Consider the following 19,337-nt stretch of genomic DNA (forward strand, 5'->3'; position numbering starts at 1 on the left):
GCCCCCATTCCCCAGGCGTCGCAGACGTTGTGTGAATCCGATAGCCCACAAGGGGGCGGGGCGGGTGCCCCCGGCGATCGGCTGCCATCTTCAACCGTTGAATCAGGCTAAATCTCGAAATACGAAACGGAGCCAGTGCGGCAGGTTAAGCCCCTCCCCCCTGTGGGGAGGGGTTGGGGAGGGGAGATTTCAGCCGGGAAATCGGCTCGTCTTTGGCCGCGCTACACCCGCTCCAGCGCCACGGCGATGCCCTGACCGACGCCGATGCACATGGTCGAGAGGGAGTAGCGCCCGCCGGTTTCGGCAAGCTCCAGCGCCGCCGTTCCGGTGATGCGGGCGCCGGACATGCCGAGCGGATGGCCGAGCGCGATCGCGCCGCCGTTGCGGTTGACGCGGGGATCGTCGTCGGCAATGCCGAGCCCGCGCAGCACCGCGAGACCCTGGCTGGCGAAGGCCTCGTTGAGCTCGATGACGTCGAACTGGTCCTGCGTCATGCCGAGCCGCGCCATCAGTTTTTCCGAGGCGGGCAGGGGGCCGATGCCCATGATGCGCGGCTGTACACCGGCCGTGGCGCCGCCGAGGATGCGGGCGATCGGCCTCAGCCCATGCTTCCTTGCCGCTTCCTCCGAGGCGACGATCAGCGCCGCCGCCCCGTCATTGACACCGGAGGCATTGCCGGCGGTGACGCTGCCGCCTGCGCGGAACGGCGCCTTCAGCTTGGCGAGCGCCTCGATTGTCGTGGCGCGAGGGTGCTCGTCCCGCTCGACGACGACCGCTTCGCCCTTCTTCTGGGGGATGGTGACGGCGACGATCTCTCTGGCGAGCCGGCCGTTCGCCTGCGCGGCCGCTGCCTTCGCCTGGCTGCGCACGGCAAAGGCGTCCTGGTCCTCGCGCGAGACTTTGAAATCTTCGGCGACGTTCTCGCCGGTCTCCGGCATCGAATCGACGCCATATTGCGCCTTCATCAGCGGGTTGACGAAGCGCCAGCCGATCGTCGTGTCGTGGATTTCGGCGTGTCGCGAGAAGGCGCTGTCGGCCTTGGGCAGGACGAAGGGTGCCCGCGACATGGATTCGACGCCGCCGGCGATCATCAGGTCCGCTTCGCCGGCCTTGATGGCGCGGGCGGCGGCGATCACCGCATCCATGCCGGAGCCGCAGAGCCGGTTGATCGTCGTGCCGGGTACGGCAACCGGGAGGCCGGCGAGCAGCAGCGACATGCGTGCCACGTTACGGTTGTCCTCGCCCGCCTGGTTGGCGCAGCCGAAGATCAGGTCGTCGACCGCTTCCCAATCGACGGACGCATTGCGTTCGGCGAGCGCCTTCAGGGGGACGGCACCGAGATCGTCGGCGCGCACCGTTGCAAGCGACCCGCCGAAGCGGCCGATCGGGGTGCGGATATAGTCGCAGATGTAAGCGTCGCGCATCAGGCGGCCTCCTTGCCCGGGCCGGCGCCTTCATGGGCCTTCTTGGTGCGGGCGTTGATGTCGCGCAGCACCGCAAGCTCTGTCTCGTTCGGTGCGGGCGTTTCAATGACGGTTTCGGCGAATCTGATCGGCCAGCCGCAATTCTCGACAATCCGCTCGCGGCCGACGCCGGGATGGATCGAGACGACGGTCAGTTCCTTCGTGTGCGGGTCGGGTTCGAGGATGCAGAGATCGGTGATGACGCGCGTCGGCCCCTTGGTCTTCAGGCCGAGCCGTTCGCGATGGTCGCTGCCCTCACCATGGCCCATCGAGGTGACGAAGGGCAGTTTCTCGACGAAGCCTCGCTTCGAGAGCGCCATGGTGATGAAGATGCGGCCGCAGTTGGAGGCGATCTCCGGCGCGCCGCCGCCGCCCGGCAGGCGCACCTTGGGGTGGTCGTAGGGACCGACGACGGTGGTGTTGAGATTGGCAAAGCGGTCGATCTGCGCACCGCCGAGGAAGCCGGTGGTGATGCGGCCGCCCTGCAGCCAGTAACGGAACATTTCCGGCACCGAGACGGTGAAGAGCGCGGTATCGCAGAGCTCGCCATCGCCGATCGACAGCGGCAGCACGTCCGGCTTGGTGCCGACCGTGCCGCTCTCGTAGATCAGCGTGATGTCCGGCGCATGCGTCAGCCGGGCGACGTTGCAGGCGGCCGAGGGGGCGCCGATGCCGACGAAGCAGACGTCGTCATTGGAAAGCGCGCGCGCCGCGGCGATGGTCATCATTTCAGTGGGGGTGAAATCCGTCATCATCGCCTCCTCAAGCGACCTTGGCCAATGTATTGGCGGCGTAACGGGCGTAATCTTCCGGCCGCGCGTCGAGCACGTTTTCCTTGATCCAGGCGGTGAACGTCTCCCGGTCGCGGGCGATCTCGTCCCAGCCGATATAGAAGGCGTTGGAACGCGGATAATAGCCGTGCGCGTAGGAGGGGAAGGCGCCGCCCGGCACATGGACGACGGCCGTTACCGCCCAGGTCGGCAGCACCACGGAATTGGGGGAGGGCGGCGAGAGCTCCTCGACGATCTCCTCGACGGTGATCATCGAGCGCTTGGCGGCGAGCACCGCCTCCTTTTGGACGCCGACGATGCCTTCGAGCAGCACATTGCCCTTCCTATCGGCGCGCTGCGCGTGGATGATCGTCACATCCGGGTGGATCGCCGGCACGGCGGCTAGCACTTCGCCCGTGAAGGGGCAGGTGACGTGTCTGATGTTGGGGTTCACCTTCGGCAGGTCGGCGCCGATATAGCCGCGCAGCATGGCAAAGGGCAGGTTCGCGGCGCCCGCCTCATAGGCATTCGCCATCGCGGCATGCGAGTGTTCCTCGATCTCCAGCGGCCGCGGCCACTGGTTCTCGACCGCATCGCGGAAGCGGTGCAGCGAGCCGACGCCGGGATTGCCGCCCCAGGAGAATTTCATGCCGCGGGCGGCGCCGACGCCGATCAGTTGGTCATAGAGGATGTCCGGCGTCATGCGGACAAGGAACAGATCCTTCCTGCCCTGGCGGATCACCTCGTGCCCGGCGGCATAGGGGATGAGATGCGTGAATCCCTCCATGGCGACAGTGTCGCCGTCCCGGACGTTTTCCGCCACCGCGTCGGCGAGCGACATTATGCGAGCCATCAAAATCCTCCTCTCTTCGCCCGTTGCCGTGCGCCCTCAAAGAGAGCCGGGCCAGCAACAGCTTTCGCCGGGAATAAGCGCTCATTTCAGGCTGTCGTCAAACATTTTGTGCGGTATTTGACTTTTGTTCGTATATCGCACAATATGAAAACGGGTCGAAGCACGGGTAGAATCATGCGAGAAACGGATTTCGTCAGCGGCTTTGCGCGCGGCCTGAAGGTCATCGAAGCCTTCGGCGAGGCGCAGCCGCGACTGTCGATCGCCGAGGCATCGAAACGCACCGGCCTCGACCGCGCCACGGTGCGGCGCTCACTGCTGACCCTCTCTGAACTTGGCTATGCCGACTATGACGGCAAGTTCTTCAGCCTGACCCCGAAGATCCTGAGGCTCGGCCACGCCTATCTCTCGGCGACGCCGCTGCCGGCGATCGTCCAGCCCTATCTCGACCAGCTCTCGGAAAAAGCCGGCCAAAGCGCTTCCGCCTCCGTGCTCGACGGCACCGAGGTCGTCTATGTGGCGCGCGCCTCGCAGCGCCGGGTGATGTCGATCAACCTGATGCCCGGTTCACGGCTTCCCGCCTATTGCGCCTCGATGGGAAGGGTGCTGCTTTCCGCCCTTCCTGAAACGGAGGCGCGCGAGATCCTGAGCCGAACCGAGCTCAAGGCCAACACGCCGCGCACGAAGACCGACGCGGAAGAGCTGATGGCGGAACTGCGAAAAGTTCGCGAACAGGGCTATGCGGTGATCGACCAGGAACTCGAACTCGGGCTGTGTTCGATTGCCGTTCCGCTGATGAACGCGCGCGGGCAGGTGGTCGCGGCCCTCAATATCGGGGCGCCCGCGGCTCATGTCGCCGCTTCCGAACTTGCGGACCGCTACCTGCCCATGCTCAAGGAGACGCAGGCCACGCTACGGCCGCTGGTGCAATAGTTGCGGGCCCGGGGTTGGGGCAGGAAGCGGAGCGACGCCAACCAGGCTTCCGTGATGAATAGCGAAGGGCGGCGATTGCAAAATTCGGAAGCGGCCTATGGTACTTCTTCTATTGTGGGAGAAAGAAGCTGTTTGCCGCGTTCGATCAGCAATTCAACGGCTTCGAGAGGCAGGTCCTCTTCATAAGCCGTGAAGCTCATCCGGTCCGCCTTACCCGAGTAAAAGACTTCGGCCACGACTTTTCTGGTGTCAGCATCCGACAACTCCAGGTACATCCCGTCTCGCTGGACGTCGCTGCCCCGTTCCAACGTGAACCTTCTCGCCTCATTTCGATCATGGTCGTTCGGTCTCCTCTGCAACGAAATATAGCATCCTGCCGTCCGGCTGATATGCACCCGAAGAATTTCCTTGCGTATTCTAATTTCGCAGGTTGGTTGACTTTTGCCAGGTATGGATGCGAGCAGTGGCGATCTCGGCTGGAAGAGTGGTGAGGAGGTCTTTGTGAAGGGCGGAAAGAGCGATCTTTACAATGATCTAAAGCGCCAGATTTTGACGATGGAGCTCGACCCGGATCAAGATCTGGACGAAACCGCGCTTGGCGAGCGCTATGGTCTCTCCCGCACGCCCGTGCGCGAAATCTTTCGTCGTCTCCAAGGCGAAGGCTACGTCGACATCCGCGACAATCGCGGGGCACGGGTCGTCCCGATGAACCACCAGACACTACGGCATTTCTTCTTGGTAGCACCGATGATTTACGCCGCCGTTGGCCGGCTCGCAGTTCAGAATTTCAGCTTGAAGCAGCTCGATGACCTAAAGGACACGCAGAAGCGCTTTCGGGCTGCAAGCATGTCCGACGACTCCCTCGCCATGGTGCTGGAAAACAACCGTTTCCACGAGATCATCGGCGAGATGTCCAGGAACGCGTACTTGCAGCCGAGCCTGGGGCGATTGCTGATCGACCATGCCCGGATCGGCCACACATTCTTTCGGCCCACGAACGACGAGATGCGCCAGCGCCTGCAAGTGGCTGTCGAGCACCATGACGTATTCATTGCAGCAATCAGTGGGCGTGACGAAGCTGCGGTCGTCAGTCTCGTGTTTGAGCACTGGGCGTTGTCACGCGAGAACATGGAGATGTTTGTCGTCCCGCAGGAGTTGAAGGCGGACATGCCAGCAGAAACGCAGTCTCAATTCACGACTGACTGACGGCGGTCATGGTGCCGAGCCGGGCGGACACGAACGGCGAGATCGCGCGCCTCGTCGCCGCACCTCAAAACCAGCGCCTTTGCCTCGACGATACCGAAGAACGTTCCGCCATAGGCAATCTCGATCGGAATGGTCCCATTTCCATCTTTGCCCGTCTGATAAGAGGCGCGGCGCTGTAGAGCGCTCCGTCCACTGCGGCGAAGGCGGGTGCGTTGCGGAAGGTGTTGGAGCGGCATTTCCCGCCCTCGCATTCGGCCGCAACTTCGATCACCTCTCTGGGCACGTCCAGCTTGAACCGGATCGGCCCCGTCATGGGCATGTCGGTTGTCGCGTAGCACCGTCGACACGCAGATCGCATTCGAACCCGACATCGGCACAAACTCTGTCGGCCCTGTCGCGGGTACTGCGCCACATGTAGGGCCCTCTTCGCCAGGTCCCGCGCGGTGGTGGAGTTAGAAAACCCCGACCTGCAGGCGTATGACCTCATTTCCGCAAACAGTTCCGGCGCGACCGTCCGCCGTACATCCGAGCTGAACTCGAGGCCGGCTTATGGTGAGGCGCCGAATCGCGGCCGATCCGACTAAGTGTATTCTCAGTGAATAACTAATGTGTACGTAGATTATACAAAATCATTGACTCGGTGATCGAGGTATGCGAGCTTCATGTCATCGACGCAGGTCCACTCGATCTGCTGTCGCGACAATTGAGGAGGGAGGTTCCGATGAAGAGCGGAAAGAACGGCCTCTACGAGGATCTCAAGCGTCAGATTCTGACGATGGAACTTGAACCCGACCAGGACTTGGACGAGGTCAGCCTCAGCGAACGCTATGGTCTTTCTCGTACTCCGGTTCGTGAGATTTTCCGTCGGCTCGAAGGGGAGGGGTACATCGAAATTCGCGCCAACCGCGGGGCGCGGGTGAGCCCGATGAACCATCAATCGCTGCGGAATTTCTTTTTGGTCGCCCCGATGGTCTACGCGGCGATCGGTCGCCTCGCCGTCCAGAACTTCAAGCCCAGGCAGCTCTCGCAGCTGAAGGACACACAGGAGCGATTTCGTAGCGCGAGTGTTTCCGGCGATGCTCCGACGATGGTGCTCGAGAACAACCGCTTTCACGAGATCATCGGCGAGATGTCCGGTAACGCCTACCTGCAGCCGAGCCTTGGGCGTCTTCTGATCGACCACGCGCGGATCGGCCACACCTTCTTCCGACCCAGGAACGACGACATGCGCAGTCGCCTCCAGGTTGCCGTGGATCATCATGATGGCTTCATCGCGGCCATCGCTGCGCACGACGAGGACACCGTCGTCGATCTCGTTTTCGAGCATTGGGAATTGTCGCGCGAGAACATGGAAATGTTCATCGCACCGCAGGGAATGAAGGCGGACGCGCTCGTGGAAGCGCCCGCCGCATCGATGGAGAAATCGTCTTGAAATTCGAAGGCATCTACACCCCGGCGATCACGCCGCACGCAGCCGATGGCAAGATCGACAAGAAGGCCTATTCGGCTGTCCTCGAGTCGCTGATCGAGGCGAAGGTTCACGGCATCATTGTCGGCGGCTCGACGGGTGAATACTACGCCCAGACGGCGCAGGAGCGCGTCGACCTCGCCGCCCATGCCAAGGAGGTGATCGGCAACCGGCTGCCGCTCGTCATCGGCACCGGCGCGACCAGGACCGAGGACGCGGTAGAATACGCCAAGGCGGCGAAGGAGATCGGCGCCGACGCCATCCTCGTGTCGTCGCCGCCGTATGCGCTGCCGACCGAGCGCGAGAACGCCGTCCATGCGCTCACCATCGACCGGGCCGCCAACCTGCCGATCATGCTCTACAACTACCCGGCCCGCATGGGCGTGATGATGGGCGACGAGTATTTCTCCCGGGTCGGCAAGTCGAAGAACGTCGTGGCGATCAAGGAGAGCTCCGGCGACATGGGCAACCTGCACCTGCTGGCCCGCAAGTTTCCGCATATCTCGCTGTCCTGCGGCTGGGACGACCAGGCGCTGGAGTTCTTCGCCTGGGGGGCAAAAAGCTGGGTCTGTGCCGGCTCCAACTTCCTGCCGCGCGAACACATCGCCCTCTACGAGGCCTGCGTCATCGAGAAGAACTTCGACAAGGGCCGCGCCATCATGACGGCGATGCTGCCGCTGATGGATTTCCTCGAATGCGGCAAGTTCGTCCAGTCGATCAAGCACGGCTGCGAGCTGATCGGCCTGAAGGCCGGTCCGGTCCGGGCGCCGCTCAGGCCGCTCAACTCGGACGAAAAACGCACCCTGCAGACTGTCGTCGCCACCTTGAAGCGCACCGTCGCCCAGATCACCTCGGGAGCCAACTATGCATGAACCTTTGACCGCCGCCGAATACAAGGCGATCGCCGCCGGCCTCGAATTGCCCAGCAATGCGTTCATCGACGGGGCCTTCGTTCCGGCCAAGTCGGGCAAGACCTTCAAGACGACCAATCCCGCCACCGGCGAGATACTGGCCGAGATCGCCGCCTGTGACAGCAGCGACGTCGACTTCGCCGTGGCGAAGGCGAAGCAAGCCTTTGACGACGGCCGCTGGCGCCATCAGTCTCCAGGCGACCGCAAGGCGGTGTTCATCAAGCTCGCCAAGCTCTTGGAACGCAACCGCCATGAACTCGCCGTCATGGAAAGCCTCGACAGCGGCAAGCCGGTGCGCGAATGCCAGACGGTCGATGTGCCGGACACCATCCACACGCTGCGCTGGCATGCCGAGCTGATCGACAAGCTCTACGACAACACCAACAATGTCGGGCCGAATGCGCTCGCCATGGTGGTGCGCGAGCCGGTCGGCGTCGTCGGCTGCGTGCTGCCGTGGAACTTCCCGCTGTTGATGCTCGCCTGGAAGATCGGCCCGGCGCTCGCCGCCGGCTGCTCGGTGGTCGTCAAGCCGGCCCAGGAAACGACGCTGACCACGCTGCGTGTCGCCGAACTCGCCCATGAGGCCGGCATTCCGGCCGGCGTCTTCAACGTCGTCACCGGCAGCGGCAGGGAGGTCGGCGAGCCGATCGGCCTGCACATGGACGTCGACATGGTGGCGTTCACCGGCTCGACGCCGACCGGCCGGCGCTTCCTGCGTTACGCCGCCGATTCCAACCTGAAGAAGGTCGTCCTCGAATGCGGCGGCAAGAACCCGGCGGTGGTGCTCGAGGACGCCGAAGACCTCGACCTCGTCGCCGAACAGGTCGTCAACGGCGCCTTCTGGAACATGGGCGAAAACTGCTCGGCGACGTCGCGCCTGATCGTCCAATCCAGCATCAAGGACGAGCTCATGAGCCGCATCGGCGCCTATATGCGCGAATGGAAGACGGGCGACCCGCTCGACCCGGAAAACCGCATCGGCGCGCTCGTCAGCAAGAGCCACTTCGACAAGGTTGCATCCTTCCTCGACGACGTGAAGAACGAGCAACTCGCGGTCGCCTACGGTGGCGAGACCCTAAAGGGCGCCTATATCGAGCCGACAGTCGTTGACGGCGTCACGCCTGCAAGCCGGCTGTTCCAGGAGGAGATATTCGGGCCGATTCTGTCGGTGACGACCTTCGAGAACCTGGATGAGGCCTTGGCCCTTGCCAACGACACCAACTACGGCCTGACGGCGTCGGTCTATACCGGCAGCCTGAAGAAGGCGATCAAGCTGTCGCGCGAAATCCGGGCCGGCCTCGTCACCGTCAACTGCTTTGGGGAAGGCGATGCCTCGACGCCGTTCGGCGGCTACAAGGAGTCCGGCTTCGGCGGTCGCGACAAGTCGATCTTCGCGCACGACAACTATTGCGAGCTCAAGACGATCTGGATCGACGTCTCGGAGCGCTCGGTGGACGAGACGGTGCGATGATCACAACGTCCGTCAAGCGTTTGCCTGTCGAGAACGGCATCTCGGGCTGGGAGGCGATCAGTCAACGCTCGTTCCCGGTCGGGAGCCTGGAAGGCAACGTAACCGCGGACTGGCTGATCGTCGGTGCGGGCTTCGCGGGTCTTTCCGCAGCCCGGCGGCTCCTTCAGCTTCGGCCAAACGACAAGATCGTCATCGTCGAGGCGAGCGAGGTGGGCAAGGGCACTTCGGGCCGAAACTCCGGCTTCATGATCGATGTCCCGCACAATCTCTCCTCCGGCGAGTATTCGAGCGGTAGCGCCGACGCCACCAGGCTGGAGATGGCCCAGAACCGCTCGGCGATCGCCTTCGCCAGAGAGGCCGCCGAAGAATACCGGATGTCGCGCGAGACCTTCGATCCGGCCGGGAAGATCAACGCAGCGGCGACCGGCCGCGGGATGAAGCTGAACATCAGCTTCGGGCAGTCCCTGAAAGGCGCCGGAGAGGCGCATACCTTTCTGGATGCCGCCGAAATGCGTGAGATCACCGGATCGGACTATTATCTCGGCGGCGTCTACACGCCCGGCGCCGTGCTCATCCAGCCGGCCGATTATATCCGCGACTTCGCGGCCGGGCTGTCGCGCCGCGTCGAGATCTTCGAACGGTCACCGGTCACCGCCTTGAAGCGCGACAACGGAACCTGGACGGCCGTTTGTCCGCGGGGCTCGGTGAGCGCGCCCAAGGTTATCCTGGGGGTCAACGGCCATATCGACGATTTCGGTCACTACCGCGGCCGGCTGATGCACTTCTACGGCTATGCGTCGATGACTGCGCCATTTTCAGCGGAAGAGTTTGGCCGCAAGGTCAGCGGCCGCGACAGATGGGCGCTATTGCCCGCCGACGCCATGGGCGCGACGGTCAGGAAGATCACCTCCGGCGGCCTGTCGCGCATCGCGCTCCGGACGCGATGGACATACGACACGACCATAGCTCTGACGGAACGACGCCTCCGGGCCATGGCCGAAGAACACCGACACTCGCTCGATGCGCGGTTTCCGGGCCTCAAGGGAATACCCTTCGACCACAGCTGGGCCGGGCGGATCTGTCTCAGCCTCAACCACGTGCCCGCCTTCGGCGAGGTCGAAGAAGGACTCTATTCCGCCTGCTGCGAAAACGGCCTCGGCACCGTGAAAAGCACACTCGCCGGCATGCTGGCGGCAGAGCTGGCGACGGGGAACACCTCGCAGCACCTCGAAGAATTCAAGACGCAGCCCCAGCCCTCGCGGATACCGCCGGAGCCATTCGCATGGTTGGGCATTAACGCTGTGATCCGATTGCAGGAATTGCGTGCAGGCCGCGAGGGATAATCCGTCGCCGCGCAATGTGAAGACTGAGCCGACTGCAGGTCTTCAAGAGAATGGGAACGAAAAACAGGAGAACGACAATGAAGACTTTGTGGAAAGCGCTCTGCGCTGCCGCAATGGTCGGGATGACCATGCTGTCCGCCCATGCGGAAGAAAAGACCATCACCGTGGGCACGATGGCCTGGGAGGACCTCACCCCGATCACCGGGATCACCAAGAAGGTGCTCGAGGATGCCGGCTACACCGTGAAGGTAACGGAGTTTTCGGAGTGGGGCATCGCCTACGCCGCACTCACCAAGGGCGACGTACAGATCCTCGCCTCGCAGACCGACTATGTCGCCCAGGACTACTGGGACAAGAACAAGAACCGGCTGGAGAAGATCTCGCCGGTTTCGCACGGCCTCTTCCAGGGCGTCGCCGTGCCGAAATATGTGACGATCGACTCCATGGATCAGCTCAACGACAACGCCGACAAGTTTGGCGGCAAGATCGTCGGCATCGAGCCCGGCTCCGGTCTGATGCGCGACACGAGCAACTCGGTCAAGGAATATGACCTCAAGCTCCAACTCGTCGAAGGCAGCACCGCAGCGATGACCGCCGCTCTGAAGTCCGCCGTCGATCGCCAGGAATGGATTGCCGTCACCATCTGGGAGCCGTCCTGGATGATGCAGAAGTACGACGTCAAGTTCCTCAAGGACCCGAAGGGCGTATTCCCGCCGCCGCAGAGCTACTACTGGATCGGCCAGAAGGGCTTCTCCGCGGAAAACCCGCACGCCCGTGAGGTCATCGCCAGCGTCTATGTTCCGCTCGCCGACATCACCGCGATCAACGCCGCGGTCAACGAGGGCAAGACGATGGACGAGGCCGTCAAGGCCTGGACCGACAGCCATGCCGACCTGCTGAAGCGCTGGGGAAATATCAAGAGCGAGTGATGTCCAAGTCGCGGGCCGTCCATACGGCGGCCCGCTCTCGAACTCCAAAAAAATCGAAGGCCGGCATCACGCCGGTCCGTGGGGAACGCGATGAAAACTGCGATGAATGACTCCAACGAAGTATTGGTCGACTGCCAGAATGTCTGGAAGATTTTCGGGGCCCGCGCTCCCGCCGCCGTCAAGGCCGTGTCCGAACGCGGATTGTCCAAGAAGCAGGTCCTCAAGGACTTCGACTGCGTTGTCGGGGTGTCCGACGCCAGCCTCCAGGTGTGCCGCGGCGAAATCTTCTGCATTATGGGCCTTTCGGGCAGCGGCAAGTCGACGCTGATCCGCCTTCTCAACCGCCTGATCGAGCCGAGCCTCGGCAAGATCACGGTGAAGGGCAGGGAGATCGCCAAGCTGAATGCGGCCGAGCTGCGGGACATGCGGGCACGCTACATCGGCATGGTGTTTCAGAGCGTCGCGCTTCTTCCCTACAGGACGGTCCTCGAAAACGCCGCCTTCGGTCTCGAGGTCCGGGGCGTCGCCAGGGATGAACGCAACAAGACCGCCCGCGCCGCCCTCGAAAAGGTGGGGCTTGCCGACTGGACGGCGCGCTATCCGAGCGAATTGTCGGGCGGCATGCAGCAGCGTGTCGGCTTGGCCCGGGCGCTTGCGGCCGACCCCGAAATCATTCTGATGGACGAGCCGTTCAGCGCCCTCGACCCGCTCATCCGCCGACAGCTCCAGGACGAATTCCGGCAGCTGACAAAATCGCTGGGGAAGTCTGCCGTCTTCATCACCCACGATCTCGAGGAAGCCATCCGCATCGGCGACCGGATCGCCATCATGAAGGACGGCGTCATCGTCCAGGTCGGCACCGCCGAAGACATCGTCACCAAGCCCGCCGACGATTACGTCTCCGATTTCGTCGCGGGCATATCCAGGATTCACCTGGTCAAGGCGCATTCCGTGATGCGGCCAGTCGCCGAGTTCCAGAGCGCTCACCCGCACAGCGACGTCAATGCGCTGCTGCGGACTTCGCCGGAGGCGGACATCGGCGAGCTGATCGACCTTACCATGCAGTCCGATCGGGACGCGGTTGCGGTCGTCGACAACGGCACGATCGTAGGGATTGTCACCACCCGCGGCTTGCTCCGCGGCGTCGCCGGATCGCCCACCCGAGAGCCCGTGGCGGCGTAGGGGGTAGGGAAAATGGACACCTCGATCATAGCGGATATTTTCGACACCTGGACGGACGATGCGCTGGGCTGGATCAGCGACAACGGCGAGTGGCTGTTTGAAGCGATCAGATCGGTTCTCGAGGGAACCTATGACGGCATCCTCTGGCTGCTTCAGCTTGCCCCGTTCTATGTCATCGCCATCCTGGGGGCGCTGCTCGGCTGGCGCCTGATCAACCTGCTGTCCGGGCTCCTCATCGGGGCGGCGCTCGTCTTCTGCGCGCTCATGGGCCTGTGGGCGGAGACCATGAGCACATTGGGACTGGTGGCGACGGCGACCATTCTCGCTCTCGTCGTCGGAATTCCCATCGGCATCGTCGCTGGCTTCGTCAGGAGGTTCGATAGCGCGCTCGAACCCGTTCTCGACTTGATCCAGACTCTGCCGCCCTACATCTACCTGCTGCCCGCGATCGCGCTGCTCGGCTACGGCCCGGCGACGGCGCTCATCGCCACCGTCATCGTTGCGATGCCGCCCGCGATCCGCCTCACTTCGCTCGGCATCCGCATGACCCCGCACGAGTTCATCGAACTTGGCCAGGCGAGCGGCCTGACACCCTGGCAGATGTTCAGCAAGATCAGGCTGCCCTTCGCCATCCCGAGCATCATGGCCGGCATCAACCAGAGCCTGATGATGGCCTTCGGCATGGTCGTCATCGCCGGCATCGTCGGTTCGGGCGGTCTCGGCGAGACGATCTACGGAGCCGTGCGCACCCTCGACATCGCCACGTCGATCAACGCCGCCATCGCCATCGTCATCCTGACCATGGTGCTCGACCGACTGACCCAGAGCGCGGCACGCAGCGCCAACGGAGGCAGACGATGAACCTGGAATCCATTCAGTTTTCCCCAGGCACTTACCTCGCTCCATCGGTGGATTGGTTGAACGCCAACTTCCACCCCCTCTTCGACGCCATCACGAAGCTTGTCGAGGCCGTTCTGGGCGCGATCGAAGCCGCACTGCTTTTCCTGCCGCCCTACGGCGTCATCGTCATTGCCTTCGGCCTGGCCGCCGTGCTCGTTAGTATCCGTGTCGCGGTGATCACGGGCGTTGCGCTGGCATTTTGTTTCCTCGTCGGCTTCTGGACGGCGTCGATGCAGACGCTCGCCTTGGTAACGGTCGCGGTGGCCATCTCGGTGCTGATTGCGTTTCCGCTTGGAATCCTGGCGTCCCGCTACAAGAAGCTCGAGGCGGCGATCCGTCCTGTGCTCGACATCATGCAGACCGTTCCGCCGTGGGTCTACCTCATCCCCGCGGTCATGATCTTCAGCCTCGGGCGGGTGCCGGCCATCATCGCGACGATCGTCTACGGCGTCCCGCCAATGCTGCGGCTGACCACGCTCGCCTTCAACCAGGTGCCGAAGGATCTCTTGGAGCTGGGTCAGGCGACGGGAGCCTCGCCGCGGGCGATCCTCTTCAAGATCGAAATCCCGTCCGCGACCCCGACTCTCGTCGTCGGCCTGAACCAGTGCATCCTTCTCTCTTTGGCGATGGTCGTCCTGGCGGGACTGGTGGGAGCGGGCGGCCTTGGCGCGGAGGTGACCCGTGGTTTGACCCGCATGGAAATGGGTTTGGGCTTGCGCGCCGGACTGTCGATCGTCGCGGTCGCCATTCTGCTCGACCGGCTCTCACGCGGCGCGCTCCAGCGCGGCCGGAGAGCCAGCGCGGCGTAAGCGCGCATAGGGCACTGGAAAGGGACATCATGCGCCGCAGCTTTTTCTGCATCGACTCCCACACCTGTGGCAATCCGGTCCGCGTCGTCGCCGGCGGCGGCCCGTTGCTGCCGTATCTGCCGATTGCCGAACGGCGCGAGATCTTCGTCCGGGACTACGACTGGATCCGCAAGGCCCTGATGTTCGAGCCGCGCGGTCACGACGTCATGTCCGGCGCAATCCTCTATCCGGCCTTCAGGGAGGACTGCGATTTCGCGTCGCTGTTCATCGAGGTCAGCGGCTGCCTGCCGATGTGCGGGGCAGGGACGATCGGCCTCGCCACGGTCGTCATCGAGGAAGGTCTCGTCACGCCGAAAAAGCCGGGGACCTTGTCGATCGAGACACCGGCCGGAAGGGTGGACGTCGCGTACGAGATGGAGGGCGATTTCGTCAAGAGCGTGCGCCTCTTCAACGTCGCGAGCTACCTTCATAGCGCCGATGTCGAAGTCGATGTTCCCGCCGTCGGACGGCTGGTCGTCGATGTCGCCTACGGCGGCAACTTCTATGCGGTCGTCGAGCCGCAGCGGAACTGGTCTGGCCTGGGTGGCATGACAGCCTCGGAGATCGTCAGCCTCAGCCAGAAGCTCAGAACGGCGCTCGCCGACGTCTGCGATCCTGTGCACCCCGAGGATGAACGCATTGGTGGTGTTCACCATGTCATCTGGTGCGATCGCGCCAACAGCGAAAATGCCGACGGACGCGGTGCGGTTTTCTATGGCGACAAGGCGATCGACCGTTCGCCGGGCGGCACCGGAACGTCGGCCCGCATGGCGCAATTGCACGGCAAGGGGCGATTGAAGGTCGGCGACGTCTATCGGAGTGAAAGCCTAATCGGCACGATTTTCGAGGGCCGCATCGAAAGCGGCATGAGGGTTGGATCACACGCGGGCATCATGCCGAGTATCGGCGCATGGGCGCGGATCACCGGCCACAACACGATCTTCGTCGATGACCGTGATCCATTGGCACACGGGTTCCAGATCAGTTGAACTGCAACCCTCTCAACAGACCTGTCGCGCAATGGCTATAAGGAGCAGGTGAAATGGCACATACCGCTCAATCATCGGCGTCAGGCGCCGCTGCGCCGGCGCGCCGGCTGAAAATCGGATTTATCCTGGCGCGATCCTTCACGCTGTCAGCTTTCGCACTATTCGTAGATACTCTACGGCTGGCGAGCGATCAGTTCGACCGGTCGGGTCGGGTTCTTGCCGATTGGCAGGTCCTCGGCAGCACAAGGCTCCTGATCACGTCGATCTGCGGCATTCAGGTCGCCCCCACCTCGGACTTCGTCGATCCCCGCCAATTCGATTACATCGCCGTGGTCGGCGGCCTTCTGAGCGTCAAGGAGCCGGTTGATCCCGAAACCGTCCGGTTTCTCAAACTGGCCGCTTCCAAAGGCGTGCCCTTGCTTGGCCTGTGCACCGGGTCCTTCATTCTCGCGGAAGCGGGTCTGATGAAGGAACATCAGACCTGTGTGAGCTGGCTCCACTACCACGAGTTCCGCGAACGTTTTCCCGGTCATGAAGTCCGGCCGGCCCGGTTGTTCAATCTGGTCCGCAAACGCGGCTCGTGTGCGGGGGGAAGCAGCGCCGCCGATCTGGCGGCTGCCCTGGTAAGGCGACACATCAGCAGGGATGCCGAGCGGAACGCGCTTGAAGTGTTGCAGATCGAAAAGGCCCGTTCCCAGTTCGATATCCAGACACGACAGCCGCTCTACGAGTACTTCAGCGATTCGCGTGTCATGGCCGTATTGATCAATATGGAGCAGCATCTTGAAGGTGGGATAACCATCGAGCAGCTTGCAAGCTCCGTCGGGCTTTCACGGCGCCAGCTCGAGCGGCTGTTCACCGAGAAGGCGCGCATGTCTCCCGCGCTCGCATTCCGGCGTCTCCGGTTGGACCGCGCAAGGCACATTCTGCTGACGAGCAAGAAGCCCATCATCGAAGTCGCGCTCGATGTCGGATTTGTGAACACGTCGCATTTTACCAAGGAGTTCAAGCGCGCTTACGGCCAGACGCCAACGGAAGTCAGGGACGCGGCCGCGCATGATCGGCAGGTAGCAAATTCGCAGCATGTTCGTCACGCAGGAGGTCCAAGGACCGCATTCGTCTAAGGGCGAGGGTCCCTTGCGAGTCGAAGGGTTTCTCACGCGCATTCAACTTCGACGTTTGGAGCGACGATCGCTATGGCGTTGAGCGACCGCTTACTCGCCCAGAGTGGTCGCTCGCATCATTGCGGCAGCCTCATGCCATGGTCATTCGGGCAACCCGGCGAGCCGCAGCCCATCCGCGAATCGCGCCAGATCTTGCTGACGATGGATCGGCAGCCAGTCCTTGAGATTGGAAACACGGAGCGACGGATCGAGGGTGCGCAGGCGCTGCATCGCCTGCTTCGCTTTGTCGTTTCGGCCGGCGAGCGCGTGGCTCGCCGCCGTCAAGGCGGCGGCTGGGAGCAAACTGGGCAGGTTCCCCAGCGCCTTTTCCGCCCAGGTCGAGGCGGAATCGAAGCGCCCCGCAAAGAAATGTGCCAGCGCCATCCCGACCTGCATCCGGAACATTTCCGGATCCAGCGGACTGAGGCGAACCGCATGCGCCAAGTGCTCGATCGCGGCGTCCGTTTCGCCGCGGAGCGCGCGCAGGGCGCCGCCGAGGAACCAGGCGGGGGCAAGGTTCGGGTTGAGCAGCACGGCACGGTCCAGCAGCGCGATGCCGCCGTCAAGGTCGCCGGCCAGATGGGCGAGCGCATGCCCGCCTCTCGTCAGAGCCACCGCATCGTCCCGGCCGAGTTCGACCGCCAACCGCGCCAGCCGCGCACCCTCGGCGATCTCCCGCTGCCGGTCGGTCATCCAGCCGTTCATCTTGCGCCAGAAGTGGCACCAGGCCGCCATGCCATAGGCCGACGCAAATTCTGGGTCGAGCTCGATTGCCGTGTAGAACAGCGGCAGCGCCGCCTCGATCGCTTCCCGGGTTCCGTTGTGCAGTTTCGCAGTGCCGCGCAGGTAATAGTCGTAGGCGTCGAGGCTTTCCGTCGGCTTGCGCTTGGCGCGCTCGATTTCCGCCCGTTCGAGTTGCGGCGCGATCGCCCCGACGACGCTTTCTGCCATCCGATCCTGCAATTCGAAGATGTCGTCGAGCGTGCCTTCGAAGCGCTCCGCCCAGAGATGCGTCCCGGTCGCCGCGTCTATGAGCTGCCCGGTGAGGCGCACCCTGTTTGCCGCCCTGCGCACACTGCCTTCCAGTACGTAGCGCACGCCAAGCTCCTGGCCGACTTCCTTCACATCCACCGCCCGCCCCTTGTAGGTGAAGCTCGAATTGCGCGCGATGACGAACAGCCATCGCATGCGCGCCAGGGCGGCAATGATATCCTCCACCACGCCGTCGGCGAAATAGTCCTGCGCCGGATCGCCACTCAGATTGTGGAAGGGCAAGACGGTGATCGAGGGCCTGTCCGGCAGGACGAGACCGGGGGGCGGCTCCTTTGCGTCGCCTAAGGCGGGTTCGGCAACGCCTGGCCCGTCGGGCAGTAGTGATTCGCCGATCTCGCCGACGAAGCGGAAGCCCTTGCGCGCCACCGTTCGGACAAGGCGCTGCTCTTCGCCGCTGTCGCCAATGGCCTTGCGAACCGCGTTGATGTGGCTGGTGATCGTCGATTCCGAGACGATCCGGCCGCTCCACACTGCCTGCAGCAGATCGTCCTTGCTGACGACGCGGTCGCGGTTCCTGACGAGATAGAGCAGCAGGTCGAAGACCTGCGGCCCGACGGTCACGGCCTGCGAGCGTAGCGTCAGCTCCCGGCGTTCCGGGTCGAGCACGTAGTCTCCAAACACGAACTGCACGGCGACATCCCCCGGCCGAGCGCCTCGGCTTGATGGCCGGGGCAATGGCGAATGTTTCTGTCCATTGATAGCACGGCCTGCCGTAGCCCGCTCGCACCTCTGCCGCAAGGGCATCGACAACCGCCTTGGACGAATAACCAAGCTTCCCTCAAGGTCATTTCAATCCCGCGGCAAGGACTTCGAGCAAGCTTACAGGCACTCTCCGCACCGGATCGACGGCAATCGGTGCGGTCGGCAGAAACGGAGAGAGCCATGAAGATCGTCGTCATCGGAGGCACCGGCCTCATCGGATCGAAACTCGTCAAGAACCTCAGGGAGCGTGGCCATGAGGTGCTCGCCGCCGCTCCCAACACCGGCGTGAACACCATTACCCGCGAGGGCCTGGCCGAAGCGCTGGATGGCGCCCAGATCGTCGTCGACGTGGCGAATGCGCCGGTATGGGAAGACAAGGCGGTCCTCGAGTTTTTCGAGACATCGGGCCGTAACCTGCTGGCGGCGGAAGCTGCCGCCGGGGTCCGCCACCATGTTTCCCTGTCGATCGTCGGCAGCGAGCGGCTTCCCGATAACGGCTATTTCCGGGCGAAGGTCGCGCAGGAAAACCTCATAAAGGGGTCGCGCATTCCCTACACCATCCTGCGTGCCACGCAGTTCTTCGAATTCGTCGGCGGCATTGCCCAGTCGGCCACGGTCGGCGAGGAAATCCGCCTCTCGCCGGCCCTGATCCAGCCGATCGCATCCGACGACGTGGCGGCGGCGCTCGCCGATGTCGCGGTGGCGGCGCCGATCAACGGCACAGTCGAAGTCGCCGGTCCGGAGGCGATCCCGCTCGACGACCTCGTCAGGCGCTTCCTCAAGGCGACCCAGGATCCCCGCAAGATCGTACCGGACGTCCACGCCCGCTATTTCGGCGCCGTGCTCGACGATCAGTCGCTGACTCCCGGCAAGAGCGCCCGTATCGGCGCGATCCGCTTCGAGGACTGGCTCGGCCAGCAAGCGGCGCGCTGAGGCTCCAACGACAAATCATATGGACAAATGAGAGCGTCGGCCCGGCGCCGGGCAGCAGACGACACTGCTGCCCGCCTGGAAGCAGCTGCGCGGTCCTCGACATTCAACAGGACATCGGAAAATGGATTCGCTTGAGAGCAAAGTCGCCATCGTCACCGGCGGAAATTCCGGGACCGTGGCTGGACCCAACACGAAGAAGATGGTCGGCCTTGTGCTGTGCCTC

19 protein-coding genes are annotated in these 19,337 nt (G+C 63.4%); 13 read left to right on the plus strand and 6 right to left on the minus strand.

Going from position 1 to position 19,337, the window contains the following annotated elements; translation table 11 throughout:
- Positions 1-221: 221 nt before the first annotated feature.
- Genes pcaF through N181_RS30290 form a run of 3 tightly spaced genes read right to left on the minus strand, consistent with a single transcriptional unit; the run spans position 222 to position 3,086 of the window.
- Positions 222-1,424, minus strand: a complete 1,203-nt coding sequence (gene pcaF, locus N181_RS30280; RefSeq protein WP_037402686.1) for a 3-oxoadipyl-CoA thiolase — start codon at positions 1,422-1,424, stop codon at positions 222-224.
- A complete protein-coding gene (locus N181_RS30285) occupies positions 1,424-2,215 on the minus strand; it encodes a CoA-transferase subunit beta (protein ID WP_037435770.1) in 792 nt (263 codons plus the stop codon). Before N181_RS30285 ends, pcaF begins: the two co-directional genes overlap by 1 nt.
- A gap of 10 nt (positions 2,216-2,225) precedes the next feature.
- Positions 2,226-3,086: a CoA transferase subunit A gene (locus N181_RS30290; RefSeq protein ID WP_037435757.1), complete on the minus strand. Its 861-nt coding sequence runs from the start codon at positions 3,084-3,086 to the stop codon at positions 2,226-2,228.
- Positions 3,087-3,260: 174 nt separating this feature from the next.
- Here N181_RS30290 and N181_RS30295 point away from each other — a divergent pair, with 174 nt between their 5' ends.
- On the plus strand, positions 3,261-4,016 hold the full coding sequence (locus N181_RS30295; protein WP_037435755.1) for an IclR family transcriptional regulator: 756 nt from the start codon (positions 3,261-3,263) through the stop codon (positions 4,014-4,016).
- A 95-nt stretch (positions 4,017-4,111) separates the two neighbouring features.
- Here N181_RS30295 and N181_RS30300 read toward each other — a convergent pair whose 3' ends face one another.
- Entirely contained in the window at positions 4,112-4,324 is a 213-nt protein-coding gene (locus N181_RS30300; RefSeq protein ID WP_202800059.1) for a hypothetical protein, read from the minus strand.
- A 193-nt stretch (positions 4,325-4,517) separates the two neighbouring features.
- Here N181_RS30300 and N181_RS30305 point away from each other — a divergent pair, with 193 nt between their 5' ends.
- Positions 4,518-5,222, plus strand: a complete 705-nt coding sequence (locus tag N181_RS30305) for a GntR family transcriptional regulator (protein ID WP_037402704.1) — start codon at positions 4,518-4,520, stop codon at positions 5,220-5,222.
- Here N181_RS30305 and N181_RS35630 read toward each other — a convergent pair.
- A complete protein-coding gene (locus N181_RS35630) occupies positions 5,204-5,599 on the minus strand; it encodes a proline racemase family protein (protein ID WP_370009269.1) in 396 nt (131 codons plus the stop codon). The genes N181_RS30305 and N181_RS35630 overlap by 19 nt on opposite strands.
- 344 nt (positions 5,600-5,943) lie before the next feature.
- Here N181_RS35630 and N181_RS30310 point away from each other — a divergent pair, with 344 nt between their 5' ends.
- The 10 genes from N181_RS30310 (at position 5,944) to N181_RS30355 (ending at position 16,387) form a co-directional block, all read left to right on the plus strand.
- Positions 5,944-6,654, plus strand: a complete 711-nt coding sequence (locus N181_RS30310; RefSeq protein ID WP_037435753.1) for a GntR family transcriptional regulator — start codon at positions 5,944-5,946, stop codon at positions 6,652-6,654.
- Complete coding sequence (locus N181_RS30315) at positions 6,651-7,562, plus strand: dihydrodipicolinate synthase family protein (protein ID WP_037402503.1); 912 nt, start codon at positions 6,651-6,653, stop codon at positions 7,560-7,562. Before N181_RS30310 ends, N181_RS30315 begins: the two co-directional genes overlap by 4 nt.
- Positions 7,555-9,072: an aldehyde dehydrogenase gene (locus tag N181_RS30320; protein ID WP_037435751.1), complete on the plus strand. Its 1,518-nt coding sequence runs from the start codon at positions 7,555-7,557 to the stop codon at positions 9,070-9,072. Before N181_RS30315 ends, N181_RS30320 begins: the two co-directional genes overlap by 8 nt.
- Entirely contained in the window at positions 9,069-10,415 is a 1,347-nt protein-coding gene (locus N181_RS30325; protein WP_037402509.1) for an NAD(P)/FAD-dependent oxidoreductase, read from the plus strand. The genes N181_RS30320 and N181_RS30325 overlap by 4 nt, the downstream gene beginning before the upstream one ends.
- 77 nt (positions 10,416-10,492) lie before the next feature.
- Positions 10,493-11,344, plus strand: coding sequence for a glycine betaine ABC transporter substrate-binding protein (locus N181_RS30330; protein WP_037402511.1), 852 nt, complete (start codon positions 10,493-10,495; stop codon positions 11,342-11,344).
- Positions 11,345-11,434: 90 nt separating this feature from the next.
- Positions 11,435-12,526 (plus strand): quaternary amine ABC transporter ATP-binding protein, encoded by a 1,092-nt coding sequence (locus tag N181_RS30335; protein ID WP_037435749.1) that lies wholly within the window; start codon positions 11,435-11,437, stop codon positions 12,524-12,526.
- Between the two features lie 12 nt (positions 12,527-12,538).
- Positions 12,539-13,387: an ABC transporter permease gene (locus N181_RS30340; RefSeq protein WP_037435748.1), complete on the plus strand. Its 849-nt coding sequence runs from the start codon at positions 12,539-12,541 to the stop codon at positions 13,385-13,387.
- Entirely contained in the window at positions 13,384-14,235 is an 852-nt protein-coding gene (locus N181_RS30345) for an ABC transporter permease (RefSeq protein WP_037402517.1), read from the plus strand. The genes N181_RS30340 and N181_RS30345 overlap by 4 nt, the downstream gene beginning before the upstream one ends.
- 29 nt (positions 14,236-14,264) lie before the next feature.
- Positions 14,265-15,263, plus strand: coding sequence for a 4-hydroxyproline epimerase (locus N181_RS30350; protein WP_037436655.1), 999 nt, complete (start codon positions 14,265-14,267; stop codon positions 15,261-15,263).
- 53 nt (positions 15,264-15,316) lie between these two features.
- Positions 15,317-16,387 (plus strand): GlxA family transcriptional regulator, encoded by a 1,071-nt coding sequence (locus N181_RS30355; RefSeq protein WP_037435744.1) that lies wholly within the window; start codon positions 15,317-15,319, stop codon positions 16,385-16,387.
- A gap of 141 nt (positions 16,388-16,528) precedes the next feature.
- Here the strand turns inward: N181_RS30355 and N181_RS30360 are convergent, their stop codons facing one another.
- The gene (locus N181_RS30360) at positions 16,529-18,109 is read right to left on the minus strand and encodes a winged helix-turn-helix domain-containing tetratricopeptide repeat protein (protein WP_037402524.1); all 1,581 of its coding nucleotides are present in this window, start codon (positions 18,107-18,109) and stop codon (positions 16,529-16,531) included.
- Positions 18,110-18,361: 252 nt separating this feature from the next.
- Here N181_RS30360 and N181_RS30365 point away from each other — a divergent pair, with 252 nt between their 5' ends.
- Positions 18,362-19,114 carry an SDR family oxidoreductase gene (locus N181_RS30365; protein ID WP_037435741.1) on the plus strand — a complete coding sequence of 251 codons (753 nt, stop codon included), beginning with the start codon at positions 18,362-18,364 and terminating at the stop codon, positions 19,112-19,114.
- Positions 19,115-19,337: the final 223 nt, after the last annotated feature.

The organism is Sinorhizobium fredii USDA 205 (assembly GCF_001461695.1).
Classification (GTDB): Bacteria; Pseudomonadota; Alphaproteobacteria; order Rhizobiales; family Rhizobiaceae; genus Sinorhizobium; species Sinorhizobium fredii.